This is a genomic window from Pseudoflavonifractor sp. HCP28S3_F10 (genome assembly GCF_052065415.1).
Taxonomy (GTDB): Bacteria; Bacillota; Clostridia; order Oscillospirales; family Oscillospiraceae; genus Pseudoflavonifractor_A.
In genome coordinates, this window is sequence record NZ_JBQHUB010000011.1 from 40,396 (window position 1) to 64,573 (window position 24,178).

Genomic DNA, 24,178 nt, shown 5'->3' on the forward strand with positions numbered 1-24,178 from the left:
TTGACCTATTGTGCGGTCATCCGCGTATTATGGCCCGCGCAACCGCCAGTTGCGCGGATATCAAGTCCGCTTGATAGACAACCGCCTCCCTATCCGGTATACTGGCGGCAAGACAGGAGGTATGATCATGGATCTGGGTACTCATATTTATCAGCTCCGCCGGGCCCGTGGGCTCTCGCAGGACGATGTGGCGGAGGCCCTGGGAGTCTCCCGGCAGTCGGTGTCCAAGTGGGAGAACAACGCCAGCGTCCCGGAGCTTGAAAAGCTTCTGGCCCTGAGCGGGCTTTTCGGCGTCTCCCTGGATGAGCTGGTGACCGGGGATACGCCCCCCGCCGCTGAACCTCAGGCCGTCCCGGCCTCCCCTCCCGCCCGCCGGGGACGGACCGTGGCCGGCGGGGTACTGCTCGCCTGCGGGCTTCTCCTCTCCCTGCCGCTCTGCCGGACCACCCTGCTCTACGGCACGGTGTGGCTCATCCTGGCCGGTATGATCTGCCTGGGAGACCGGGATCATCCGGGACTGTCCCTGGGATGGTCGGCCTGGTGCTTTGCCTGGCTCTTCTGCCGGGTCTGCACCTCCTGTTCCCTCCGGCTGTGCCTGCACCCCGGCCGCTGGACCAATTATGCCCCCGGCGCGGTTCTCATCTCCCTGTTCCTGATGGGCTGGCTTTTGCTTCTCACCGCGCTCACACTCCGGGCCCACTGGCCGGAGGAGCCCCGGACGTGGGCGCTGCGGCGGCTCCCCCACGGTCCGCTTTTGCTGCTCTATGGGCTGCTGGGCCTGTTTTTCCGCCTGGATCCCGCCCTGTGCTGGTCCCGCCAGCTTCTGGGGCTGCCGCTGCTCCTCTCCCTCCTCTGTCTGCTGAAGGGCTCCTTCCGGGCGGCCTGGCTCTCCTTTGCCGGGTACCTCCTTACGGTCCTCCTGGACGTTCTGTTCCTGGGTCTGCCCCTGCCTGCCGACCACCTTCCCAGCAGCACGCTCTACCTCTACTACGTGCCGCTCCTTTTCCTGCTTGTGGATATGGCTCTCTGCGGCCTGGGTGAACTTCCGGACCGAAAGGCCCCGTGAAGTGTCCCCGAAATAACAAAAAGCCGTCCCCGCTAATACCGGGGACGGCTTTTTTCGTTCTCAGTTCTCCTTCTTCTCCTTAAAGCTCTCCCACTTGTGGCCTTCCCGGCGGTTGGTGATGCCGCCCCGGCGGCAGAGCGCCTCGGCGCAGTGCTGGCCGTTGGCGATGACGCTCTCATCGCTGACCCGGGTCAGGCGGCCGTTCTCCAGCACCAGCGCGCCGTCCACCATGACGGCGGAGATGTTCTGGATGCTGGAGGAGTACACCAGGGTGGACACCGGGTTGTGCATGGGGGTGGACTTCTGGCTGGCAGCCGGGTCGAAGAACACCAGGTCGGCCTTCTTGCCCACCTCGATGGAGCCAATTTCGTCCTCCATGCCGATGGAGCGGGCGCCGTCGATGGTGGCCATCTCCAGCACCTTCTCGGCGGTGATGGCCATGGGGTCCAGGGTCTTGGTCTTGTGCAGCAGGGCGGTGCACTTCATCAGCTCGATCATGTCCTGGGAGTTGTTGCTGGCCGCGCCGTCCAGGCCCAGGCCCACGGTGACGCCCTTTTTCAGCATCTGGGGCACGGGAGCCACGCCGTCGGCCAGATACATGTTGGCGCAGGCGTCGTGGGAGACCTTGATGTCGTGGGCCTTGAGCAGATCGACGTCCTTGTCGCTGATCCAGCAGCAGTGGACGGCCAGCACGTTGGGGCCCAGGATGCCCAGCTTCTCCAGCAGATCCACGTCGTTGCAGCCGTGGACCCACTCGGTGGCCATGCGGGCGTACTCGGTCTCGGACACGTGGACGGTGAAGCCGCCGCCGCACTCGTTGACCACCCGCCACTGCATCTTCAGCATCTCGTCGGAGTTGGACCACATGGAGGAGGGGGCGGCCCAGATCTTCAGTCTACCGTTTTCCGTGTTATGGTAGGTCTTGAACAGGCGGCGCAGGTCGGCCTCCACGTCCTCCACCTTCTCACACAGGTCGGGACAGGTGCCGTACTCCACGCCGGTATCCATGGTGCCCCGGCCTACGATGCCCCGGACGCCCAGATCCTTCACCGCCCGGCAGATTCCGTCGGTAAGGCCGGGCTTGCTGTGGCAGTGCATGTAGTCCACCGTGGTGGTCACGCCGCTGTGCAGCGCCTCGGACAGGCCCAGCATGGCGGCATGGTAGGTATCCTCCGGCTCCAGGTAGACGGCGGCAGGGAACATCATGTGGGAGAGCCAGTCTCCCAGCTCCATGTCGTCGCCGATGCCCTTGAGCAGGGTCTGGAACAGGTGGGTGTGGTTGTTCACAAAGCCGGGGAAAATCACCTTTCCGGCGGCGTCCAGCGTGCGGTGGGGAGCTGGATACTTGGCCTTCAGTTCCTCCGTGGAGCCAATATCGGCGATCCGGTCGTCCCGGATGAGCAGCGCGCCGTCCCAGAGGACACGGCGCTGGGGATCTACCGTCACCACGACGGCGTTGATGATGAGCTGTTCCATGGGTATTCCTTCTTTCCTGTCCGTTACTTCTCAGCGGGCGCGATGCTGCCCAGCTCCAGGACCGGCGTGTCGCCCAGGAAGCCGTTTTTCTCCGCCCCCTCGGCCACCGTCCTGCAAAAATAAGCGTAGAGTTTGGATTCATTATACTCTTTATAAGAGTATCCCGCAAGAGGATAATCGTAATCCAGGGTGAGATATCCCATCTCCTCCAGGGCCAGCAGCATGGCGCCGGTCTCTTTTACGCAGGCCATGTCCTCGTCGGGGGAGCGGAGGTACACCGGCGCCAGGGCCACCGAGCAGAATTCCTCCTCCGCGCTGCTCTCCACCAGGAAACGGGCCACCGGCAGATAGTGATGGTGCTCCAGGTGGTGGAGGAAGTCGGCCATAGCGGGGGTCAGCTCTCCCTCCCCGGGGCGGTGATGGTGCTCGCAGCAGTCGTGGTGATCGTGATGGTCGTGGTGATGGTCATGGCAGCCGCAGCCGCAGGAATGGTGTTCATGCATGGGGATCGCTCCTTTTTTCATTGTGGCAGCCCTGCCCCCGGGAGAGGAAAAGGCCCAGGATCAGCCCGGCCAGGGCAGGCAGGACCCAGCCCAGCCCGGCCTCCGCCAGAGGGAAGGACTGAAGAAAACCGATACCGGCGAGACGTCCGGCCTCAAAGAGGAGGCTGGCCGCCCCGGTGAAAAGGATGGTCACGGGATAGACCCGGTCACGGCCCGCCAGCCAGCGGTCCGCGAAGGAGAGCAGGATGAGGACGATGGCCACCGGGTAGATGGCGTTGAGCACCGGCACGGAGAAAGCCAGGATCCGGTCCAGTCCCGCGTTGGCCAGCAGCAGGCTCACCGCCGCGAAGACCACGGCCCATTGCCGGTAGGACAATTTGGGGCAGATCTGGGCAAAATACTCCCCACAGGAGCTGATAAGCCCCACACACACATTGAAGCAGGCAATGACGAAGATGGCGGCCAGCAGCACGCTGCCCATGGGCCCGAACAGGGCGGACACGATCCGGGTCAGCACTCCGGCGCCGTTGGCCGCCCCGGGAAAGGCCCCGCCGGACAACGCCCCGATGTGGGCCAGCATGGAATAGATGACCAGGAGCATCCCCCCGGCCACCACGCCGGCGCGGGCGGTCGTCCGCACCACCTCATTCTCATCCGTCACGCCTCTGGCGCGGACGTTCAGGCTGATGACAATGCCGAAGACCAGCGCGGCAATGGTGTCCATGGTCTGATACCCCTCCAGGAAGCCGGCCGCCGCCGCCCGCCCGGCGTTCTCGAACCCGGCGGAGGGCGGACCGTACCCCGGCAGGGGGGCCGCCAGACACCCGGCGAAAGTGACCACGATGAGCCCGATGAGCACGGGACACATGATCTTTCCCAGCCGGTCGGTGAGCTTCTCCGGACGCAGGGCCAGGCACAGGGCAGCGGCGAAAAAGACCACCGAGTAGACCAGCCGGATCAGGCTAGGGGAGCGCGCTGCGTCCCCGACCAGCGGCAGCACCGTCTCGAAGGAAGTGCTGGCAGTACGCGGGATGGCCAGACAGGGGCCGATGGACAAATAGGCCAGAATGGTGAATATCCGTGCAAAGGCGGGATGGACCCGTCCGCCCAGGGCGTCCAGCCCCCCCGAGCGGGCCACTGCCACCACGCCCAGCACCGGCAGGCCCACCGCGCTCACCGCCAGGCCGGCCATGGCCGCCCAGGTCATGGTCCCCGCCCGGGCCGCGATGCCCGGCGGGAAGATCAGATTGCCCGCGCCGAAAAACATGGAAAACAGTGTGAATCCGATGAGGAGCAGCTCTCTCCCCTTCCGCCTGTCCACCGGTCATTCCTCCCTTTTGTCTGAATGTATTTTTCCATCAGTATACCGTATCTTCCGCCGGTTGTAAATGGCCGCCCGCTTCCCCGGAGGCGGGCACAAAAAACGGGGACCTGTCGTAAGGACAGGTCCCCGTTTCCGTATGTCCTGGATCAATCAGCCCTGGGAGATCGCTCCGACGGGGCAGGTGTCGGCACAGGTGCCGCACTCGATGCAGGCGTTCGCGTCGATCTCGTAGTGCTCGTCACCCTCGTGGATGGCGGACACAGGGCAGGCGCCGGCGCAGGAGCCGCAGCTCACGCAATCGCCACCAATAACATAGGCCATAGGTAACACCTCCAAATTTAAGCTAGTCACATTGTAACACGAATTTTCAAAAATGCAATGCTAAATTCACTGAAATGTGGGTATATTTTCTTTTGTTGGAAACGCGGCGGCACAGTCCGCCTTTACTTTACCGCAGAAAAGAGGCATGCCTATGGGGCCCGTCCGGCGAAAACAGAACCGATTTCACACCTTTCGGAAACGAGGTGAGCCGTTGAACGAGACGAAATTCACCCAGCGTGCTCAGACCGCCCTCCGCCTTGCCCAGGAGAGCGCCGCCGAGCTGGGACACGGATATGTGGGCAGCGAGCACCTGCTGCTGGGCCTGCTGCGGGAGGGGCACGGTGTGGCCGCCCAGGTGCTCCGCGCCGCGGGGCTGGACACGGAGGCCCTCCGCACCGCCATCGTCCGGGCAGTGGGCCGGGGCGCGGCGGGAGACCTGCCCTCCCAGGGGCTCACGCCCCGCTGCAAACACATCATCGAGCTGGCCCTGGAGGAAACGGTGCGGCTGGGCCAGCCCTGTGTGGGCACCGAGCACCTGCTGCTGGGCTTGCTGCGGGAGGGAGACGGCGTGGCCCTCCGGGTGCTCGCCGCCTGCGGCCAGGACCCCCGGCGCCTCGCCGCCGACCTTACCGCCTCCCTGGGAGGCGATCCCCCTCCGCCCCACCACGCCGCCGGACGGCCCCGGCCGGAGCGGGAGTACGCCGCCAACGACAGCAAGCTGCTGGAGCAGGTCTCCCGGGACCTGACCCGCATGGCCGCCGCCGGGCGGCTGGACCCGGTGGTGGGCCGGGAGGAGGAGATCGAGCGGGTCATCCAGATCCTCTCCCGCCGCCGGAAGAACAACCCCGCCCTCATCGGCGAGCCCGGCGTGGGCAAGACCGCCGTGGCCGAGGGGCTTGCCCGCCGCATGGCCGCCGGCGACGTGCCCGAGGACCTGCGCGCCAAACGGCTGCTCTCCCTGGACCTGTCCGCCATGGTGGCGGGCACCAAATACCGGGGCGAGTTCGAGGAGCGGTTCAAAAATATCCTCTCCGAGGTGACCCGGGCGGGCAACATCATCCTTTTCATCGACGAGCTCCACAACATCGTGGGGGCCGGCTCCGCCGAGGGGGCCATTGACGCCGCCAACATCATCAAGCCCGCCCTGGGCCGGGGGGAGCTGCAGATCATCGGCGCCACCACCACCGACGAATACCGCCGCTACGTGGAGAAGGACGCCGCCCTGGAGCGGCGTTTTCAGCCGGTGACGGTGGCCGAACCCACTGAGGAGACCGCCCGCGCCATCCTTCGGGGGGTACGGGACCGGTATGAGAGCCATCACCGCCTGCGCATCACCGACGAGGCGGTGGACGCCGCCGTCTCCCTCTCGGTGCGCTACCTGGCCGACCGGCGGCTGCCTGACAAGGCCATCGACCTCATGGACGAGGCCGCCGCCCGGGTCCGGCTGGAGCGCCAGGCCGCCCCGCCCGTCCTGCGCGCTCTGGAGGAGCGGGTGGCCGGCGCCCGCCGGGAAAAAGAGGAGGCCATCCGGAACCAGGACTTCGAAAAGGCCGCCATGCTCCGGGACGCGGAAAATGACTTCCGCCGGGAACTGGACCGGCAGCGTGCCGTCTGGCATACCGGTCAGATGGCCGGCCAGGTCACCGCCCAGGACGTGGCCGCCGTTCTCTCCCGCTGGACCGGCGTGCCGGTGACCTCCCTCACCCGGGACGAAAAGGACCGGCTGCTGGCCCTGGAGGAGGAGCTCCACCGCCGGGTGGTGGGCCAGGAGGAGGCGGTGCGCGCGGTGGCCCGGGCGGTGCGCCGGGGCCGGGTGGGCCTGAAGGAGCCGGGCCGCCCCACCGGGGCCTTTCTCTTTCTGGGGCCCACCGGTGTGGGCAAGACCGAGCTGTGCAAAAGCCTGGCCGCCGCCCTCTTCGGCAGCGAGGAGGCCCTCATCCGCTTTGATATGTCCGAGTATATGGAGCGGCACACGGTCTCCCGCCTCATCGGCTCGCCCCCCGGCTACGTGGGTCACGATGAGGGGGGACAGCTCACCGAGGCGGTGCGCCGCCGCCCCTACTCGGTGGTCCTCTTCGACGAGTTGGAAAAGGCCCATGAGGACGTGTGGAGCATCCTGCTCCAGATCATGGAGGATGGTATGGCCACCGACGCCCAGGGCCGCAGGGCGGATTTCCGCAACACTGTCATCGTCATGACCTCCAACGTGGGGGCCGGGCGCATCACCGCCGGGGGACGCCGCCTGGGCTTCTCTTTTTCCTCCGGCGGGGACACACGGCCTCTCTCCGAGCTGAAAGAGGCCGTCATGGGGGACCTGAAGCAGGTGTTCCGGCCGGAATTTCTCAACCGGCTGGACGAGATCATCGTCTTTCGTCAATTGGAACGGGAAGAGATCCGCACCATCGCCCGGCGGCTGCTGGACGGCGTGGCCGGCCGTCTCAAAGCTCTGGGCGTGACGCTGGAGGTGACGCCCCCGGCGCTGGACGCCCTGGCTGAGCTGGGCTTCGATCCCGAATGCGGGGCCCGCCCCCTGCGCCGGGCTATCCGGGCCCAGGTGGAGGACCCCGCCGCCGAGGCCCTGCTCTCCGGCGCGCTCAAAGCCGGGGATACCGCCCGGCTGGAGACCCGGGAGGGCGCGCTGGTCCTGCGGACCGGCTCCCCCGGTCCCTCTCCGGCACTGCCGCCCGCCGGATTCCCAGGTGAGGAGTGACACGCCGATGGGTGGTGCAAGGTTTTTGCCCGAAACTGAGCAAAAACCCTGCACGTGAACAAAGCCGCAAGACTTGGTTTTCAAGGCTTGCGGCTTTGTTCCGTATGCATTATAATAGACAGGACTCGCGGCCCTTGCGCCGCAATGATCGGAGGTCTTTTCATGCTCAGCTACCGTTCCAGCGGCATCCTCCTCCCTGTCTTTTCCCTCCCCGGCCCCTATGGCATCGGGACCCTGGGCGCAGGAGCCCGCCGCTTCGTGGATTTCCTGTCCGACGCCGGGCAGCATTACTGGCAGATCCTTCCCCTCGTTCCCCCCGGCGGCGGGGACTCCCCCTATATGTCCCCCTCCTCCTTCGCCGGTAACCCCCTCCTTCTGGATCTGGACGCCCTGGCCGAGGAGGAGCTCCTCACTCCCGAGGAGCTGGAGAGCGCCAAATGGCCCGACCCGGACCGGGTGGACTACACCTGGCTCCATAAGACCCGTCCCGCCCTGCTGCGGAAGGCCTGGGAGCGGGGCCGGGACAAGTACGCCAAAGAGCTGGAGCAATTCCTGGCCGACGAGGCCCTCTGGCTCCCCGATTTTGCCTTTTTCCTGGCCCTGCGGGACCACTTCGGCGGCGCCAAGCTGGAGAGCTGGCCCCACGCCGTCCGCACCCGCCAGAGTGAGGCCCTCTCTCCCCTGCGGGAGGAGCTGGCCGATGAGATCGAGTATCACGCATTCCTTCAGCTTCTCTTCTTCCGCCAGTGGGAGGCGCTGAAAAAGTACGCCAACGACCACGGTGTGCGCATCATCGGCGACCTGCCCATCTATGTCTCCCCTGACTCGGCGGAGGTGTGGGGCGAGCCCGGCCTGTTCCAGGTGGATGAGGATTACCGCCCATCGGCGGTGGCCGGCGTGCCTCCCGACGCCTTCAGCGCTGACGGCCAGCTCTGGGGCAATCCCCTCTATGACTGGGAGCGTCACCGCGAGACCGGTTTTGCCTGGTGGAAGCGCCGGGCCGCCCATATGGCCCGGCTCTACGACATGGTCCGCATCGACCACTTCCGGGCCTTCCACACCTACTGGAACATCCCCCTCACCGCCGAAAGCGCCAAGGAGGGACACTGGGAGCCCGGCCCGGGCATGGAGCTGCTGCGGGCATTGGAGACCGTCCCCGGCCTGGAGCTCATCGCCGAGGATCTGGGGGATCTGGACGCCGACGCCCGGGCCTTCATTGCCGAGAGCGGCCTGCCCGGCATGAAGATCCTGGTCTACGCCTTCGATCCGGCGGGTGAAAGCGCCTATCTCCCCCACAACTGTCCCCGCAACTCCGTCGTCTACACCGGCACCCACGATACACCCACCTTTGTTCAGTGGCTCTTTGACGAAGCCACGCCTGCTGAGCGGGAGTATGCCTTTGACTACCTGACCCTGCGGGAGGACGAGGGTTTTGGCTGGGGCGGTGTGCGGGGCGCCTGGGCCGCCCCCTCCCTGCTGGCCATTGCCCCCATGCAGGATCTGCTGTGCCTGGGGGCCGACGCCCGGATCAACGCCCCCGGCACCATGGGTCCCCAGAACTGGAGCTGGCGCGTGCGGCAGGACGCCTTCAACCCCGACGTATCCTCCCAGCTGCGGAAGCTCACCCGCACCTACCGCCGCTGCCTGTAATCAGCATAAAGAGGCCCCGACGGCGCACTTCATGCGCAGGCGGGGCCTCTTGTCATTTTCATCCCGGATCAATTGTTGCTGCCGAACATGTTGAAGAAGTGGTCGTGGATGGCCTGGACGGCGCGGTCGGCGTCCTTTTTGTCCACCAGCACGGAGATCTTGATCTCAGAGGTGGAGATCATGTTGATGTTGACGCCCGCGTTGCACAATGCCTCGAACATACGGGAGGCCACGCCGGCGCTGTTGACCATACCGGCGCCCACGATGGAGACCTTGGCCACCGAGTCGCTGACGTCCACATGGTCGAAGTGGAGGGCTTCCTTCCGCTCCTCCAGCAGCTGTCTGGTGCGCTCCATGTCCTGGATGCCCACGGTAAAGCTGATGTCCTTGGTACCGTCGCGGCCGATGGACTGGAGGATGATATCCACGTTGATGCGCTCCTTGCCCAGCATGGAGAACACCTTGAAGGCGATGCCGGGCTCGTCAGCCAGGCCGATGACGGCGATGCGGGCGATGTCCTTATCCTTGGCCACGCCGCTGACATATGCTTTTTCCATGTTCTTTGTAACCTCCTTGACTTTCGTACCGGGCCGGCCGGAGAAGCTGGAGAGGACCTCCAGATTGACGTTGTATCTCTTTGCCATTTCCACCGAGCGGTTGTGGAGCACCTGGGCGCCCAGGCTGGCCAGCTCCAGCATTTCGTCAAAGGTGATCTCATCCAGCTTCCTGGCGCCCTTGACGTGGCGGGGATCGGCGGTGTAGACGCCGTCCACGTCGGTATAGATCTGACACAGGTCGGCATGGAGGGCGGCGGCCAGAGCCACAGCCGAGGTGTCCGAGCCGCCCCGGCCAAGGGTGGTGATGTCGTCGTACTTGTTCAGGCCCTGGAAGCCGGTGACGATAACGATGCTCCTCCGGTCCAGCTCAGCCAGGATGCGCTCGGGCTCCACGCGCTTGATGCGGGCGTTGCCGTAGGCCGAATTGGTCTTTACCCCGGCCTGCCAGCCGGTGAGCGAGACCACCGGATAGCCCATACCCTCAATGGCCATGGCGCACAGGGCGCAGGAGACCTGCTCGCCGGTGGACAGGAGCATATCCATCTCCCGCTTGGAGGCCTTGGGGTTGATCTCCGCGGCCTTGGCGATCAGATCGTCGGTGGTATCGCCCTGGGCGGAGAGGACCACCACCACATTGTGGCCCCGGCGGTAGGTCTCGGTGATGATGCGGGCCACGTTGCGGATCTTATCCGCGTCAGCGACGGAGGACCCGCCAAATTTTTGTACAATGAGTCCCATGGTATCTATGTACCCCCTAAAATCAGAGTGGAGAGCCATTCTCCCATAGCAAGGGCGCAGTCCGGGGGACTGCGCCCTCGTTCTCTCTACATCTTATGACGGCCCGGCACGGCCGGTCCGTCCCGGCCTTACAGCACCCGCAGCACGGACTGGGCCTCGCCCAACTCCGCCAGCTTCCCATTCAGGGCGGGCTCGCTCATGGACGCGGTGAGGAAGGCGATCTCCCCCTCCGGCGCGCCGGAGCGGGCCAGGAAGGATACCTCTCCGAAGGCGCCCTTCACTGCCTCCACGCTGCCGGTCATGCGCACGTACCAGCTGTTCTCCAGCACGTCGGTGGACACCACGGCGTCCTCGGCGCCCGCGCCCCAGTGAAGGTACTTCTTGGTGTTGCGGTGCTTGGCGGCATCCACCACGTCGGCCACCACGGCGGAGGCGGTGGGCCGCTTGCCCGCGCCCCGGCCGTAGAACATCACGTCGCCCACGGCGTTGCCCCGGACGGTGATGGCATTGAACACGTCCTCCACGCCGGCCATGGGATTCTCCCCGTTCACCAGGTGGGGGGCCACATAGATGCACAGCTTTCCGCCGCTCTGGCGGACGCTGCGGCCCAGCAGCTTGATCTTGTGCCCGCAGGACTCGGCATAGGCCACATCGGCCAGGGTGATTTTGGTGATGCCCTGGGTGGGAACCTGCCGGGGATAGATGTGACGGCCGAAGGCCAGAGAGGACAGGATGCAGATCTTGCGGCAGGCGTCATGGCCCTCGATATCGGCGGTGGGGTCCTGTTCGGCATAACCGTTGCGCTGGGCCTCCTTCAGCGCCGCCTCAAAGGACAATCCCGCGCGGATCATGCGGGTGAGGATATAGTTGGTGGTGCCGTTGAGGATGCCGCAGATCTCCTCGATCTCGTTGGCGGCCAGGCACTGGTTCAGCGGGCGGATGATGGGGATGCCGCCGCCCACGCTGGCCTCGAAGAGATAGCTGACGCCATGCGCCTCTGCCAGCTGGAGCAGATCATAGCCGTGCTCGGCCACCAGCTCCTTGTTGGAGGTCACCACGCTCTTGCCCGCCTTCAGGGCCCGCTCGGTAAACTCCTTGGCCACCCGGGCGCCGCCGATGGTCTCCACCACGATGTCCACTTCAGGATCGCTCTCGATAACGGAAAAATCATGGACAAACTTGTCCTGGAAGGGGCTGTCGGGGAACTCCCGCACGTCCAGGATGTATTTCAGGCGGATATCCTCTTCCGCCTTCCGTCCGATCTGATTGGCATTCTCGGTGAGTACCTCGGCCACGCCGGAACCTACCACGCCATAGCCCAAAATCGCCACATTTACCATAATGCTCTCTCCTTTGTTCCGTCTTTCAGGGCGTCTGCATCAACCTGCCAGAATCTCGCAGCGCACCACGCCATCCACGTTCAGCGCCCGGGCCAGCAGCTCCTCCAGTGAGACCTCCAGTCCGGAAGTCTCTGCGCCGATGGTCACCGCCGCGCAGCCGTTGACCGGGATAGCCTGGTTGATGGTCAGAATATTCCCGCCACTCTGGGCAAAAATATTCAACGCTGCGGACAGCACCCCGGGCTCGTCCTTCAGCAGGATCTGGAAGGTAACGATCCGCCCGTGGAGCATGTCGTTGAAAGGCCGCACCGCATCCTTATATTTATAAAAAGCGCTGCGGCTGATCCCGACCCGGCGGGTGGCCAGATTGACGGTGTTCACCTCGCCGATCTCCAGCATCCGTTTGGCCTCTGCCACCTTGAGAAAGATCTCGGGCAGCGCCTTTGCGTCCACGATGAAATAGTTTGGTGTCTTGCCCAACATGTTCCCCTCCAATGTCCTTGCCTGAAAGTCATTTGTTCATGTGATGTACTCCATTTTAGCACAGTAAATTGCGCGATGCAACCTTGGAATTGATGACGGAATGGCCAATATCCCAGCAGTCCGGCCTGTTTTTTCCGTCGAATCCGCCAGATGCTCAGAAAGGAGTCCCCGTTTTGCCCGAAAAAAGGTATATCCGGGCCGCCCTCCGCCTGGCCCTGACCGTACTGGCGCTGGCGGCGCTCCGATGGCTTGTCCCCTGCTTTCTCCCTCTGCTGCTGGCGCTGGCCTTTTCCTCCCTGCTGGAGCGCCCGGTCCGTTTTCTCTCCCGGCGCCTCTCCCGCCGTGTGGCCGCCGGGATCTGCACCCTGCTCTCCACAATACTGCTCACCGGCGCCCTGGCCGCGCTCCTCTGGCGGCTGGGGCTGGAAGGGGCCGCCCTGGCGGGCCGTCTCCCCGCCCTGGTCTCCGGCCTGGACGGGCTGTTCTCCCGTTTGCGGCGGGTGGCAGAGCGGTTGTCGGTGGCCGTCCCCATCTCCCTCCGGGCCCCGCTGGACCAGGCTCTGGAGCAACTGTCGGCACAGGCACTGGACCTGGCAGGCCGTCTCCCTGCCCGTCTTGCGGAGCTGTTGGTCCGCTGGGCGTCCGCGCTGCCCTCCCTGGCTCTGTTTCTTTTCACCACCACCCTGGCCACCTTCTTCGCCAGCGCCGGCCGCCCCGCCCTGCTGGCCTTTCTGGGCCGCCAGATCCCGGAGGCGTGGCGGCCCTTTCTCACCCGGGCCGCCGCCATCCTGCGCGGAGCCTTTTCCGGCTGGCTGCGGGCCCAGGGGTTGCTGATGCTGGTGACCTTCGTCATTCTGAGCGCCGGCCTGCTTTTGCTGCAGGTGGACCTTGCCCTGCTGTGCGCCGCTCTGACCGCGGTGCTGGATGCGCTGCCCGTCCTGGGTGTGGGCATTGTCCTGATGCCCTGGGCGGCAATTTCTCTGCTCCGGGGCCGATTTCTCTTCGCCCTGGGCCTGCTCCTGCTCTATGGTGTGCTGGCCCTGGTCCGCAGCCTGCTGGAACCCCGGCTGGTAGGCCGGGACGCGGGTCTCCCGCCCCTGGCCGCCCTCACCGCCATGTACGCCGGCTTCGTCTCCTTCGGTGCAGCAGGGATGCTCCTTTTTCCCCTGGCTGCCGTCCTGCTCAAGGGGCTCCACGACCAGGGTCTCATCCATCTTTGGAAGTAAAGGAAAACCGCTGTATATCCTTTGTACAGCGGTGCTTTCCATACGCATCTCATATGACAAGCCATTTCACTTTACTGTTTGAACCGTTCCAACAGCACGGCCTCCCACTTGTCCCCGTACTTCAGCGTCACCAGAAAAAGGGACACCCCGGCCAGACCGATGAGGAGCATGCCCCAGAGGGGGATATAAATGGCGGAGCCCCCCAGAGCGCAGGCCACCAGCAGTCCCCAGGGCCGGGTCAGAGCCACCAGCACCAGGAAGCGCCTCAGAGGGATATCGGTGAGCCCCGCCAGGATGCAGATCAGATCGTCCGGGAAAAAGGGGAAGAGAAACACCAGCGCCAGAAACACATCCCGCTTGCGCCGGATGATCTCCAGATAGCGCTCCGACACCCGCCGGCTCACCAGCCGGTCGGCAAAAGAGCGTCCCAGCACCCGGGCCAATGTAAATACCAGTACCGAACCTGAAATCACAGCGGCAGCCGTCAGCGTGAAGGAGACCCACACGCCGAAAAGCACACCTCCGGCCAGGGCTGTGATGTTGCTGGGGATGGGAGCCAGGATCACGGAGGAGAGCTGCACCACGAAATAGATCAGATGGGAGAAAGGCGCAAAGGCCTGGATGTAATCCCGCATCCCCTCCAGCGACCGGGCCGCGTGGAAAAAGCCGGTGCCGTACAGAAAGCCCAGGCCCCCGCCTACCAAAAGCAGGGTCAAGAGCAGTGTCAGTTTCCATCCATGCTGTTTCATGCCGTTTCGCTCCCATTCGTGGATTTCTCTCTTATGCTAAAACCTGATAAAAAGCTGTACAGCTTTTTATCGCGCAAAGCGCGTCAGGTTTTTATGAGACGCCGTGACGCACGCATGTGCGGCACCAGCGTGCGCAGCACGCGGGATTTCAAATAAAGCATTTTATTTGAAATTAGTATTAGACTAACACGCATGAAAAAAGGAATCCATAGGATTCCCTTAAGATTTTTTGAATATTGGAGGAAATACAGCAAAAAGCGGCAAGGCACCGGGACCGCTCCCGTTACCCTGCCGCCCGCGACCCGCTCTGGTCCGCGCCTGTGTCCATCGCAACTCACTTCCACTCTTCTGATCTGTCTGCAGAAACAAAAAGACCACACCAGACAGCCGGTGTGGAACTTCTCTTTTGACGCTCACACATGTTTACCGCTCACTGCGGATGACTTGCTCATCGCTGCCGAAGATGAGATCGTCGATATCAGTTCCGTAGAACACACCGTTATACATCATAATTCTTTCCTCCTTTCGTTCCGTATGTGCCTATTATACGCTTCTTTATGTAAAGTTGCAACCCCATTTTGCAGTCCGTTTGTGACAAAACTGCAAACTTTTTATGAACGCGGTAATATGCGTCGTTCTCTTCCATGCCGCTTTGTCCTTGTATGGGACTGTTTTATTCATTTTTCCCTCTATTTCGTGTGAAAGTGCGCCGTCCCGATGGCCGGCGCACTTTTACATCCTGCATATTCACCGTATCCTGCGCGTCATCAGCAGGTGAGACGCGCCTCTTTCCCGCCGCCCAGCCGGCGGTATACCGTAACGTACATGGTCAGCAGGCAGGTCAGGCCGCCGGCCACATTGGAAATGGGTTCGGCCAGGAACACGCCGTTGACGCCCAGTCCGAATAAATGCGGCAGAAGAAGGGTCAGGGGGGCCACGATAAATGCCTTGCGCAGCAGAGAGAAAAACACCGCGCTTTTGGCCCGGCCAAGGCCCACGAACACCGACTGGCCGATAAACTGGCAGGACATGAAACCGAAGGTGGCAAAATAGATACGGAACGCGGGGATACCGTCGGCGATGAGCTCCGGGTCGTCGTTGAAGATCCGGATGAGAGGCCCGGGGAAAGCAAGCGTCAGCAGCCATACCGCCGCAGAATAGGCCATGGTCACCGCCGCCGTAAAGCGGATGCCCTGCCGCACCCGCTCATGCTCTCCCGCACCGTAATTATACCCCAACACCGGCTGGCAGCCCTGCGTAACGCCGCTGACCGGCATGGTGATGACCTCCCGGACCGAGTTGACCACCGTCATCACGCCCACATAGAGGTCTCCGCCCCACGCCTGTAGGGTGGCGTTGCACAGCACCTGCACCAGACTGTTGGTAAGGGCCATGATGAATCCGGACATGCCCAGGCTCAGGATACGCTTCACCCGGCCTGCCTCCAGGTGCATGGCGCTCCGCCGCAGCCGCAGCAGAGTGTGCTTCCCGGTGAGAAAGCGCAGCACCCACGCCGCCGAGCACCCCTGGGAGATTACGGTGGCCAGCGCCGCGCCCCGGACCCCCATATCCAGCACAAAGATAAACAGCGGATCCAGCGCGATGTTCACCGCCGCCCCCAGCGTCACCGTACCCATCCCCACCCGGCCAAAGCCCTGGGAATTGATGAAGGGATTCATGCCCAGGCCCACCATGACGAACAGTGTACCCGTCAGGTAGATGGTCAGATAATCCCTGGCATAGGGAAAGGTGGCGTCGCTGGCACCGAACAGGTACAGGATGGGCCGCCGGAGGGCCAGGCAAAGGACGGTCAGGACCGCCCCGAAGACCATCAGCAGCGTGAAGGAGCAGCCCATGATCCGCTCGGCCTCCTCGTCCTCTCCCCTGCCCCGGCAGATGGAGCACAGGGGCGCGCCCCCTGCGCCGCACAGGTTGGCAAAGCCAATGAGGATGGAGATGATGGGCAGACAAAGCCCCAGCCCGGTGAGGGCCAGCCGTCCCTCCCCCGGGATGCGGCCGATATACATCCGGTCCACGACGTTGTAGAGCACATTGACCAGCTGGGCCGCCGTCATGGGCAGCGCCAGCCCCATAATGTTGCGCGGGATGCTCCCACGGGAAAAATCATTTCCAGACTGATGCGTATAAATCCCTCCAGGTTCGGTGGGTTTGACACTTGAAACAGAACTCCTTTGGTATTATAGTACAGTTTGACAGCAATCGCAAGGAACCCGGCCCGGGCCGGGGCCGCCGTCCCTCCCGTCTCCGGCGGGAGGCCCACTATCTGATCTCAGAAAGGACGTCTTTTTATGAATACAACGCTGCTGGAGGAGGCCAAAGCCCTCTACCCCTCCCTCAAGGCCGTCAAGGACGATATCCACCGCCATCCCGAGCTGGCCTTTGAGGAGCGCCGCACCACCGGCATCATCCGGGAGCGGCTCACCGACCTGGGCATCGAGCTCATCGACCTGGGTATGGAGACCGGCGCGGTGGGCTTCCTGCGGGGCGGAAAGCCCGGCCCCACGGTGGCTCTCCGGGCCGATATCGACGCCATCGAGCAGCAGGAGCCCGCCGACAATGGCGTGGTGTCCGGGTGCGGCGGCGTGATGCACGGTTGCGGCCATGATTTCCACACCACCTGCCTGCTGGGTGCCGCCCAGCTGCTTGCCCGGCGGCGGGAAGAACTCTGCGGCAACGTGGTCTTCCTCTTCCAGCCTGCGGAGGAAATCACCCAGGGTGCGGCGGCCATGGTGGCCCACGGTCTTTGGGACAAGCTGCCCCAGCGCCCGGCGCGCCTCTTCGGCCTCCACGACCGGCCTGAGATCCCCTGCGGCCAGGTGGCCGTCATCCCCGGCGCGGTGATGGCGGGCAAGTCCCACTTCTTCATCACCCTCACTGGCGTCACCGGCCACTGCGGCTCCCCCCACAAGTGCGTGGATGTGATCGTGGCGGGCGCCGCCATCGTCAACGGGATCCAGACCATCGTCAGCCGCAACACCGACCCCCAGGAGCCTCTGGTCTGCGCTGTCTTCTCCATCAACGCCGGCACACCGGAAAACTTTGTCCCCGAGACCCTGACCATGACCGGCGATATCCGGGCCCACTCCGACGCCGTCATCCAAAAGACCCAAAACCGGCTGAAGGACCTGGCCGAAGGCATCGCCGCCTCCTACCAGTGCGGGTGTGACGTGAAGTTCATCCCCGAGGTCCCCGTCACCGACAATAAGCCCGAAATGGTAAAGCTGGCCCGGAAAGCCGCCTCCGCCGTGTTTGGCGAGGAGAACATCGTCCAGCCCCGGGGCGACATGGGCTCTGAGGACTTCGCCGTATTTGGGCAGGACGTGCCCGCCTTCTTCTACTGGCTGGGCACCGGTTTCCCCGGCCAGCCCAACCCCTGCTGGCACAACGAGCACTTCAGGACCGACGATGATGCCCTCCCTCTGGGCGCGGCCCTGCTGGCCCAGTCTGCCCTGGTGGGACTGGAAGAATAGCAACTGCAAAAATGCCCGCCGTGACCGGCGGGCATTTTTGTACTATTCCAGCTTCCGCTTTTTCTCCCACACCTGAAGCAGCGCCAGCGCCGCCAGGGCGCTCACCGTGCCGATGAGGGCCCCGGTCAGCACGTCGCTGGGATAGTGGACTCCCACGTAGAGCCGGGAAAAGCCCATCAAAAAAGCGGCGGCCAGAGCGGCGAGGCGCCAGCCCCTCCGGGACAGGGTACAAAACCAGGCCACGCCGGCGGCAAAGGCGGCGGTGGTATGGCCCGAAGGGAAAGAATTGGGGTCGCCGGTCTCCACAATGTGGACGAGCCCCTCCACCATCAGCCAGGGCCTGGGCCGCTGCACCAGCTGCTTGAGGATCACATTGGTACACAGCGCCCCGATCATCAGTGCCAGCAGCGAGGCCGCTCCCGCCCGCCGGGTCCTCCGGAAGCACAGCAGCCCCAGGGAGAGCACGATCCATATCAGCCCCGCGTTGCCCAGGGCGGTATACCAGGTAAAAAACACTGTCAGCAGCGGGCCGCGCACCGTCTCCTGCAGCCAGAGCAGGATGGCGCCGTCCAGCGCCTGGAGCCAATCGGGCATTGGGTCACTTCCCTTCTATTCTGTGGAAAATACGGAAGGGCGGGGGATCGTCCCCCGCCCTGTCTCCCGTGATTCTTTACTTGACGTCTTCCCACTTGCAGTCGGTGATCACGCCGTTGTTGAGCTCAAAATGGGTGGTCTTGACGGTGTGGGACTTGCCGATGCGCACCTCCTGGGTGCCCACCTCGTTCAGATCCCGGTTGGGGACCCTGGCCTCGATGGTAAAGGTCAGGTCCAGCAGATGATCCGCCATGGGCAGCACCAGCGCGCCGGTGGAGGACTGAATGCTCACGCTGTTGTCATGAGGTGCGGACATGACGCCCACCACATAGCCGGAGAGCATGTTGCCCGAAGCCATCAGCTGGTCGCCGCCATCCTGCTCCACATACTCACGCAGGTTCTCATAGACCTCCGGATACACGCCGTTGACCTGGACGGTATAGGTGATCTTGGCACTGCTTCCGCTGGCGCCGGGAAGGGTCCCGTTCTTACCCAGCAGCTTCAGGCCCACCACCGCCACGATAAGCACCAGCAGGATCAGGACGATCAGGTCCACGATATTGATCTTTCCAAACAGTCTGCCTTTTTCGTCTAACATCTTTTGCAGCCTCCGAGGTTGTCAATTGACAGAAATATGGTGTACAATAGACCATGTATCCCGTTCCTGTACAGGCCACGGGGTCTTGGATATTGTATCATACTTCCAGCAGCGGAACAAGTCTTTTTTCTTTGGGAGGTCTCCCCATGAAAGTCATTCATCTCATCAGCGGCGGCGACAGCGGCGGCGCCAAGACCCACGTCCACAGCCTGCTCCAGAACCTGGCCAGGACCATCGACGTGACCATGGTCTGCTTTATGGACGGTCCCTTCGCCCAGGAGGCCCGGGAGCTGGGCATTCCCACCGTTATCTTTCCCGGCCGCAACCCGCACTCCACCTGCCGGAGGCTGCGGCAGTTCATCCTGGACGGCGGCTATCAGATCATCCACTGCCACGGCGCCCGGGGCAACCTGATGGGGGCCCTGCTGCGGCGCTCCACCGGATTGCCCGTGGTGACCACCGTCCACTCGGATTACCGGCTGGACTATCTGGGCCGCCCTCTGGCCCGGCTGATCTATGGAACCACCAACACCGTGGCCCTGCGTTTGCTGGACTACCGCATCGGCGTGTCGGACGCCATGACCGACCTGCTCATCTCCCGGGGCTTTGACCCGGACAGGCTCTTTACCATCTACAACGGCCTGGACTTCTCACCCCGGCCCGTGCCCATGGACCGCGCCTCCTACCTGCGCTCGGTGGGACTGGAGGCCGACGACTCCTGCGTCATCGCCGGCATCGCCGCCCGGCTCAATCCGGTGAAGGACATCGCTACTCTCATCCGCGGCTTTGCCAAGGCCCACCAGACCTGCCCCCAGCTCCGCCTGCTCATCGCCGGCGACGGTGAGCAGCGGCAGATGCTGGGCCAGCTGGCCAGGGACCTGGGGGTGGAGAAGGAGGTCTGCTTCGCCGGCTGGATCTCGGACACTGACAGCTTCTACAACGCACTGGACATCAACACCCTCACCTCCCTGTCCGAGACCTTTCCCTACGCCCTGACCGAGGGGGCCCGGGCGGGGCTGCCCACCGTGGCCAGCCGGGTGGGCGGCGTGCCCTATCTCATTGAGGACGGGGTCACCGGCCTGCTCTTCCCCGCCGGAGACGCCGATGCCCTGGCCAGGCACCTGGTCTCCCTGGCCAGCGACGCCACCCTCCGCAGGCATCTGGGCCAGCGGCTTTACCAGAAGGCCAACGACGATTTCTCCCTGGAGGCCACCATCCAGCGGCAGCTCTCCATCTACGAGACCATCCTCCGCCGCCAGGAGCGGAAGCACGGCAAACGGGACGGGGTGCTGGTCTGCGGGGCCTACGGCCGGGGCAATGCCGGCGACGACGCCATTCTGGAGGCCATCGTGGCCGAGCTGCGGCAGCTGGACCCCGACCTGCCGGTCTGGGTGCTCTCCCGCAATCCTGAGAGCACCCGGCTCACCTACCGGGTCAATTCCATCTACACCTTCAACTTTCCCCGGTTCCTGCGCCGGATGGCCCATACCAGGCTCTACATCAACGGCGGCGGCTCTCTGATGCAGGACGTGACCAGTCACCGCTCCCTGTTCTTCTACCTCTTCACCATTTCAGCGGCCAAGCGTCTGGGCAACAAGGTGCTCATGTACGGCTGCGGCATCGGCCCCATCCGCTCCCGGGCCAACCGCCTCCGGGCCGCCCGGGTCCTGCAGAAGCGGGTGGACGCCATCACCCTGCGGGACACCCATTCCCGGGAAGAGCTGCGGGACATGGGGGTCACCGCGCCGGAGATCATCCTCTCCGCCGACCCCACCGTCATCCTGCCCGCCGCGCCCGCTCCGGTGGTGGACGGCATTCTGGAGCGGGAGGGGCTGGACCCCCAGGGCCGCTACATCGGCTTCACCCTCCGGCCCTGGCCCGGCTTCACCCAGGAGAAAGCGGATATCTTTGCCGCGGCCGCCGCCTATGCCTATGAGACCTACGGCCTCACCCCGGTCTTTCTCCCCATCGAAAGCCGGCTGGACCTGGGCGCCATCCGCCAGGCTACCGCCTCCCTCGCCTGTCCCTTCCACATCGTGGAGAGCACCGGCAGCTCCGCCCACACCATCGGCCTTTTCGCCCGGATGAAGGTGGTGGTCTCCATGCGCCTCCACGCTCTGGTCTTTGCCGCCAGCCAGGGTGTTCCCCTGGTGGGGGTGGTGTATGACCAGAAGATCAGCTCCTTCCTCTCCTACATCGGGCAGGACCTGTACACCGACCTCTCCGATCTGACGCTGGAGCGGCTCAAGGGGCAGATCGATGCCGCCTGCGCCCGGATGGAGGACCGCGTCTTTCTCACCGAGGGGGTGGACCGCCTGCGCCAGGTGGAACACCGCAATTCCGAGACGGCGGCCCGCCTGCTGGGCCTGCCCTCCTGACCGCCGCCCCATCTCTGCCTCCGGAGGTCCTTTGATTGAAACAGCTCCTTTGTATTTCCGACACCCCCTGGGCCGCCGTCCCCACCCGGACCCAACAGCTCATGGCCCGGCTCAGGGACGTTCAGATCCTCTATTTCGCGCCCCCCGCCCGCCGCGGGGACGACAGCTACAAAAAACCGGGCCGCCGGGTCCGCCCCGGCCTGATGGTCTACACCCTCCCTCCGGTGCTGGAGGCGGAGGAGCACAACCGTCTCCTCTTCCAGTCCAACCAGCGCAGGCTGTGCCGGTTCATCTGCCGGGCCATGGAGCTCCACGGCTTCCGGGAGCCTATCCTCTGGTGCTCCACCCCCCGGGCCGTCCACTTTCTGGACCGGGTGCCCTGCCGGGGGATCGTCTACGACTGTGCCCGGGACTGGTCCCACCTCCCCGACCGTTGGGAGAGCGACCTGACTCTGGCCGCCGACGTGGCCTTTGCCGCCTCGCCGGAGCTGGCCGACCACCTCTCCCCCTGCAGCGACAATGTGGCCCTGCTGCCCAACGGCGCCAACTACTCCATGTTCAGCCGCACGGATCTGGAGATCCCACTGGAACTGGCAGGACTGGACGCACCGGTGCTGGGCTACTCCGGCACCCTCTGGCGGGACCTGGATCTGTCGCCCCTCCTCCGTGCCGCCCGGGAGCATCCTGACGCCGTTTTCCTTCTGGTGGGCCGGCGGGAACACAATCCCCTCCTCCACCGGCTGGAAGAACTGCCCAACGTCCGCTTTCTGGGAGAAAAACGCCTGATAGAACTGCCCGAGTATCTGGGCCGGTTCGACGTGTGCCTCAGCCTGCTCCGCAGCCAGAGCCCGGATAACGACGTGCTCCCGCCCCGGATCTTTGAATACCTGTCCACCGGCAAGCCCATCGTATCCATGCTTGCCCCCGGACAGGTGGAGCCCTTCCCCGATGTGATCTACGGCGCCCATTCCCCGGCGGAGTTCTCCCAGCTCTGCGGCAGCGCCCTGGCCGAGACCGGCTCCTGGGCCCGGGAGCGCCGCCGGACCTATGGGGAGGCCGGCTCCTGGTCCCGCCGGGCCCAGGAGGTGGAACGCATCCTCACCACCATCGGCCTTTTCTGATATTTCCGGTGCTAATCCCGCCGCCCCCGCCGTACAATACGGCGGGGGTGGTTTTTTGTCTCTGTCCATGCCGGCCTTTTTCCTCGCATTATCGCAATATCCGGCGCTGCTGCTCTTCAGCCTCCTGCTGCTGGCGGTGATCCTGGTCAACGGCTGGACCGACGCGCCCAACGCCATTGCCACCGCCGTGGCGTCTGGCGCGATCTCCTTCCGGCGGGCCGTGGCCATGGCCGCCCTGTGCAACCTGGCCGGCGTGTCCTGCGCCGCCCTCTGGTGTCCTGCCGTGGCCATGACCGTGAGCGGCGCCGCCGACTTCGGCCGGAACCCCCACGTGGCCTGCGCCGCCCTGTGCGCCGCACTCTGTGCCGTGGCCCTGTGGGCTACGGCGGCCTGGTGGTTCGGCATCCCCACCAGTGAGAGCCACGCCCTGCTGGCCGCTCTGGCCGGGGCGGCTCTGGCCCTGCCCGGCGGATGGTCCAACCTCCGTGCCGGCCCCTGGGGGAGGGTGCTGCTGGGACTTGCCCTCTCCCTGGCGCTGGGGCAGCGGCTGGGCCGCCGGTGTGCCCGTTTTCTGGACAGCAATCCCCTGCCCTCCGCCGCTCTCCGTGCCGGACAAATAGGCTCCGCCGCCGCCATGGCCTTTCTCCACGGGGCCCAGGACGGGCAGAAATTCCTGGGGGTCTTTCTGCTGGGCTCCGCCCTCTCCCGGGGCCGGTGGGAGCCCGATGTGCTAGACTTCCCCCTCTGGCTCATCCTGCTGTGCGCCATGACCATGGCCCTTGGCACCCTGCTGGGAGGCCGCCGCATCGTGGAGAAGATCGGCCGGGAGCTGGTCCCCCTCTCCCCCGCCGCCGCTTTCGCTGCCGACCTGGGGGGCGGGGCGGCCCTGCTGGCCTGCACCCTTCTGGGCCTGCCGGTGAGCACCACCCACACCAAGACCGCCGCCATCCTGGGGGCGGGCACCGCCCTGGGCGGCCGGGCCAGCCGCTCCGCCGCACGCTCCATCCTGCTAACCTGGCTCTTCACCTTCCCCGGCTGCGGCGCCCTGTGCTTTGTGCTGGTGCGGATGTGGCTGCTGCGCTGATAAGGGGCTTTCTCTTGCATCCCGGCCCTCCCTGTGCTATCATGGCCGGGAAAGTGAGTGATCACCATGCGCTATGAAGCCGCCATTTTTGATCTGGACGGCACCCTGCTCAACACCCTGGACGACCTGGCCGACAGCGTCAACCATGCCCTTGCCGCCTGCGGCTATCCCGCCCGCTCCCGGGAAGAGGTACGGCAGTTCGTGGGCAACGGGGTGGCCCTGCTCATCCACCGCTCGGTGCCCGGGGGTACTCCCGCCGTGGAGGAGGAGCGCTGTCTGGAAGCGTTCCGGGCCCACTATCTCACCAATATGCGGCACAAAACCGCTCCCTACCCCGGCATTCCGGACCTGCTGGACCGCCTGAACGCCGCAGGCTGCGCCGTGGCGGTGGTCTCCAACAAATTCGACCGGGCGGTGAAGGAGCTGTGCGCCGGCTACTTCGGCGGCCGGGTCCCCGTGGCCATCGGCGAGTCGTCCTCAGTGCGGAAAAAACCCGCCCCGGACACGGTATTCGCCGCTCTGCGGGAGCTGGACCTCCCCGCTTCCCGGGCCGTCTATATCGGTGACTCCGACGTGGATATCGACACCGCCCGCAATGCCGGCATGGACTGCATCTCGGTGTCCTGGGGCTTTCGGGACGTTCCCTTTCTCAAGGCCCACGGGGCCGCACGCATTGCGGACAGCCCCGCGCAGCTTTTCGAGCTGCTCATCGGAGAATAGGGATTTATCAGTGATTTTTTCCAGCGTATCCGGAATTTTCACCGACCAG

At 64.6% G+C, this 24,178-nt stretch carries 20 protein-coding genes; 9 read left to right on the plus strand and 11 right to left on the minus strand.

From position 1 onward, the window contains the following. Positions 1-127 precede the first annotated feature (127 nt). Complete coding sequence (locus ACTNBZ_RS06680) at positions 128-1,066, plus strand: helix-turn-helix domain-containing protein (protein WP_441208893.1); 939 nt, start codon at positions 128-130, stop codon at positions 1,064-1,066. 60 nt (positions 1,067-1,126) lie between these two features. On the opposite strand, the gene ACTNBZ_RS06685 is transcribed toward ACTNBZ_RS06680, so the two are convergent. The 4 genes from ACTNBZ_RS06685 to ACTNBZ_RS06700 form a co-directional block, all read right to left on the minus strand. After that, positions 1,127-2,542: an amidohydrolase family protein gene (locus tag ACTNBZ_RS06685; RefSeq protein WP_441208894.1), complete on the minus strand. Its 1,416-nt coding sequence runs from the start codon at positions 2,540-2,542 to the stop codon at positions 1,127-1,129. Positions 2,543-2,565: 23 nt separating this feature from the next. Then, positions 2,566-3,045: a hypothetical protein gene (locus ACTNBZ_RS06690; RefSeq protein ID WP_441208895.1), complete on the minus strand. Its 480-nt coding sequence runs from the start codon at positions 3,043-3,045 to the stop codon at positions 2,566-2,568. Beyond that, positions 3,038-4,366, minus strand: a complete 1,329-nt coding sequence (gene brnQ, locus ACTNBZ_RS06695) for a branched-chain amino acid transport system II carrier protein (protein WP_441208896.1) — start codon at positions 4,364-4,366, stop codon at positions 3,038-3,040. Before brnQ ends, ACTNBZ_RS06690 begins: the two co-directional genes overlap by 8 nt. A 153-nt stretch (positions 4,367-4,519) precedes the next feature. Continuing rightward, the gene (locus tag ACTNBZ_RS06700; RefSeq protein WP_441208897.1) at positions 4,520-4,690 is read right to left on the minus strand and encodes a DUF362 domain-containing protein; all 171 of its coding nucleotides are present in this window, start codon (positions 4,688-4,690) and stop codon (positions 4,520-4,522) included. 211 nt (positions 4,691-4,901) lie between these two features. Here ACTNBZ_RS06700 and ACTNBZ_RS06705 point away from each other — a divergent pair, with 211 nt between their 5' ends. Then, positions 4,902-7,400, plus strand: coding sequence for an ATP-dependent Clp protease ATP-binding subunit (locus ACTNBZ_RS06705; RefSeq protein ID WP_441208898.1), 2,499 nt, complete (start codon positions 4,902-4,904; stop codon positions 7,398-7,400). A 162-nt stretch (positions 7,401-7,562) separates the two neighbouring features. Continuing rightward, positions 7,563-9,050, plus strand: a complete 1,488-nt coding sequence (malQ, locus tag ACTNBZ_RS06710) for a 4-alpha-glucanotransferase (RefSeq protein ID WP_441208899.1) — start codon at positions 7,563-7,565, stop codon at positions 9,048-9,050. Positions 9,051-9,118: 68 nt separating this feature from the next. Here malQ and ACTNBZ_RS06715 read toward each other — a convergent pair whose 3' ends face one another. The 3 genes from ACTNBZ_RS06715 to ACTNBZ_RS06725 form a co-directional block, all read right to left on the minus strand. Next, positions 9,119-10,345, minus strand: coding sequence for an aspartate kinase (locus ACTNBZ_RS06715; protein ID WP_441208900.1), 1,227 nt, complete (start codon positions 10,343-10,345; stop codon positions 9,119-9,121). 128 nt (positions 10,346-10,473) lie between these two features. Further along, complete coding sequence (locus tag ACTNBZ_RS06720; RefSeq protein ID WP_441208901.1) at positions 10,474-11,685, minus strand: homoserine dehydrogenase; 1,212 nt, start codon at positions 11,683-11,685, stop codon at positions 10,474-10,476. 39 nt (positions 11,686-11,724) lie between these two features. Beyond that, positions 11,725-12,168: an ACT domain-containing protein gene (locus ACTNBZ_RS06725; RefSeq protein WP_441208902.1), complete on the minus strand. Its 444-nt coding sequence runs from the start codon at positions 12,166-12,168 to the stop codon at positions 11,725-11,727. 173 nt (positions 12,169-12,341) lie between these two features. On the opposite strand from ACTNBZ_RS06725, the gene ytvI reads away from it, so the two are divergent. Beyond that, positions 12,342-13,394 (plus strand): sporulation integral membrane protein YtvI, encoded by a 1,053-nt coding sequence (ytvI, locus tag ACTNBZ_RS06730; RefSeq protein WP_441208903.1) that lies wholly within the window; start codon positions 12,342-12,344, stop codon positions 13,392-13,394. Between the two features lie 71 nt (positions 13,395-13,465). On the opposite strand, the gene ACTNBZ_RS06735 is transcribed toward ytvI, so the two are convergent. Next, positions 13,466-14,143, minus strand: a complete 678-nt coding sequence (locus tag ACTNBZ_RS06735; RefSeq protein ID WP_441208904.1) for a TVP38/TMEM64 family protein — start codon at positions 14,141-14,143, stop codon at positions 13,466-13,468. A gap of 767 nt (positions 14,144-14,910) precedes the next feature. Continuing rightward, positions 14,911-16,236, minus strand: coding sequence for an MATE family efflux transporter (locus tag ACTNBZ_RS06740; RefSeq protein ID WP_441208905.1), 1,326 nt, complete (start codon positions 16,234-16,236; stop codon positions 14,911-14,913). Positions 16,237-16,452: 216 nt separating this feature from the next. Between ACTNBZ_RS06740 and ACTNBZ_RS06745 the strand changes: the two genes are divergently transcribed. Beyond that, complete coding sequence (locus ACTNBZ_RS06745) at positions 16,453-17,634, plus strand: M20 family metallopeptidase (RefSeq protein ID WP_441208906.1); 1,182 nt, start codon at positions 16,453-16,455, stop codon at positions 17,632-17,634. Positions 17,635-17,676: 42 nt separating this feature from the next. On the opposite strand, the gene ACTNBZ_RS06750 is transcribed toward ACTNBZ_RS06745, so the two are convergent. Together ACTNBZ_RS06750 and ACTNBZ_RS06755 are read right to left on the minus strand one after the other, a co-directional pair. Continuing rightward, positions 17,677-18,228 (minus strand): phosphatase PAP2 family protein, encoded by a 552-nt coding sequence (locus tag ACTNBZ_RS06750; protein ID WP_441208907.1) that lies wholly within the window; start codon positions 18,226-18,228, stop codon positions 17,677-17,679. Positions 18,229-18,304: 76 nt separating this feature from the next. Continuing rightward, positions 18,305-18,826, minus strand: coding sequence for a DUF4330 family protein (locus ACTNBZ_RS06755; protein ID WP_441208908.1), 522 nt, complete (start codon positions 18,824-18,826; stop codon positions 18,305-18,307). A 146-nt stretch (positions 18,827-18,972) separates the two neighbouring features. Between ACTNBZ_RS06755 and csaB the strand changes: the two genes are divergently transcribed. The 4 genes from csaB to ACTNBZ_RS06775 all read left to right on the plus strand — a co-directional run bounded on the left by csaB (position 18,973) and on the right by ACTNBZ_RS06775 (position 24,129). Continuing rightward, positions 18,973-21,204 carry a polysaccharide pyruvyl transferase CsaB gene (gene csaB / locus ACTNBZ_RS06760; protein WP_441208909.1) on the plus strand — a complete coding sequence of 744 codons (2,232 nt, stop codon included), beginning with the start codon at positions 18,973-18,975 and terminating at the stop codon, positions 21,202-21,204. A gap of 35 nt (positions 21,205-21,239) precedes the next feature. Beyond that, on the plus strand, positions 21,240-22,325 hold the full coding sequence (locus tag ACTNBZ_RS06765) for a glycosyltransferase (RefSeq protein ID WP_441208910.1): 1,086 nt from the start codon (positions 21,240-21,242) through the stop codon (positions 22,323-22,325). A 55-nt stretch (positions 22,326-22,380) separates the two neighbouring features. Continuing rightward, positions 22,381-23,409 carry an anion permease gene (locus ACTNBZ_RS06770; protein ID WP_441208911.1) on the plus strand — a complete coding sequence of 343 codons (1,029 nt, stop codon included), beginning with the start codon at positions 22,381-22,383 and terminating at the stop codon, positions 23,407-23,409. Between the two features lie 66 nt (positions 23,410-23,475). Continuing rightward, positions 23,476-24,129: an HAD family hydrolase gene (locus ACTNBZ_RS06775; protein ID WP_441208912.1), complete on the plus strand. Its 654-nt coding sequence runs from the start codon at positions 23,476-23,478 to the stop codon at positions 24,127-24,129. Positions 24,130-24,178: the final 49 nt, after the last annotated feature.

Excerpts from the sequence above, each read along its gene's own strand:
- ACTNBZ_RS06735 (WP_441208904.1), bottom strand. The coding sequence starts at position 14,143 with ATGAAACAGCATGGATGGAAACTGACACTGCTCTTGACCCTGCTTTTG.
- ACTNBZ_RS06750 (WP_441208907.1), bottom strand. The coding sequence starts at position 18,228 with ATGCCCGATTGGCTCCAGGCGCTGGACGGCGCCATCCTGCTCTGGCTG.
- ACTNBZ_RS06755 (WP_441208908.1), bottom strand. The coding sequence starts at position 18,826 with ATGTTAGACGAAAAAGGCAGACTGTTTGGAAAGATCAATATCGTGGAC.
- ACTNBZ_RS06725 (WP_441208902.1), bottom strand. The coding sequence starts at position 12,168 with ATGTTGGGCAAGACACCAAACTATTTCATCGTGGACGCAAAGGCGCTG.
- ACTNBZ_RS06740 (WP_441208905.1), bottom strand. The coding sequence starts at position 16,236 with ATGGGGCTGGCGCTGCCCATGACGGCGGCCCAGCTGGTCAATGTGCTC.
- ACTNBZ_RS06715 (WP_441208900.1), bottom strand. The coding sequence starts at position 10,345 with ATGGGACTCATTGTACAAAAATTTGGCGGGTCCTCCGTCGCTGACGCG.
- ACTNBZ_RS06700 (WP_441208897.1), bottom strand. The coding sequence starts at position 4,690 with ATGGCCTATGTTATTGGTGGCGATTGCGTGAGCTGCGGCTCCTGCGCC.
- ACTNBZ_RS06775 (WP_441208912.1), top strand. The coding sequence starts at position 23,476 with ATGCGCTATGAAGCCGCCATTTTTGATCTGGACGGCACCCTGCTCAAC.
- ACTNBZ_RS06690 (WP_441208895.1), bottom strand. The coding sequence starts at position 3,045 with ATGCATGAACACCATTCCTGCGGCTGCGGCTGCCATGACCATCACCAC.
- ACTNBZ_RS06720 (WP_441208901.1), bottom strand. The coding sequence starts at position 11,685 with ATGGTAAATGTGGCGATTTTGGGCTATGGCGTGGTAGGTTCCGGCGTG.
- ACTNBZ_RS06685 (WP_441208894.1), bottom strand. The coding sequence starts at position 2,542 with ATGGAACAGCTCATCATCAACGCCGTCGTGGTGACGGTAGATCCCCAG.
- ACTNBZ_RS06680 (WP_441208893.1), top strand. The coding sequence starts at position 128 with ATGGATCTGGGTACTCATATTTATCAGCTCCGCCGGGCCCGTGGGCTC.
- malQ (WP_441208899.1), top strand. The coding sequence starts at position 7,563 with ATGCTCAGCTACCGTTCCAGCGGCATCCTCCTCCCTGTCTTTTCCCTC.
- ACTNBZ_RS06745 (WP_441208906.1), top strand. The coding sequence starts at position 16,453 with ATGAATACAACGCTGCTGGAGGAGGCCAAAGCCCTCTACCCCTCCCTC.
- csaB (WP_441208909.1), top strand. The coding sequence starts at position 18,973 with ATGAAAGTCATTCATCTCATCAGCGGCGGCGACAGCGGCGGCGCCAAG.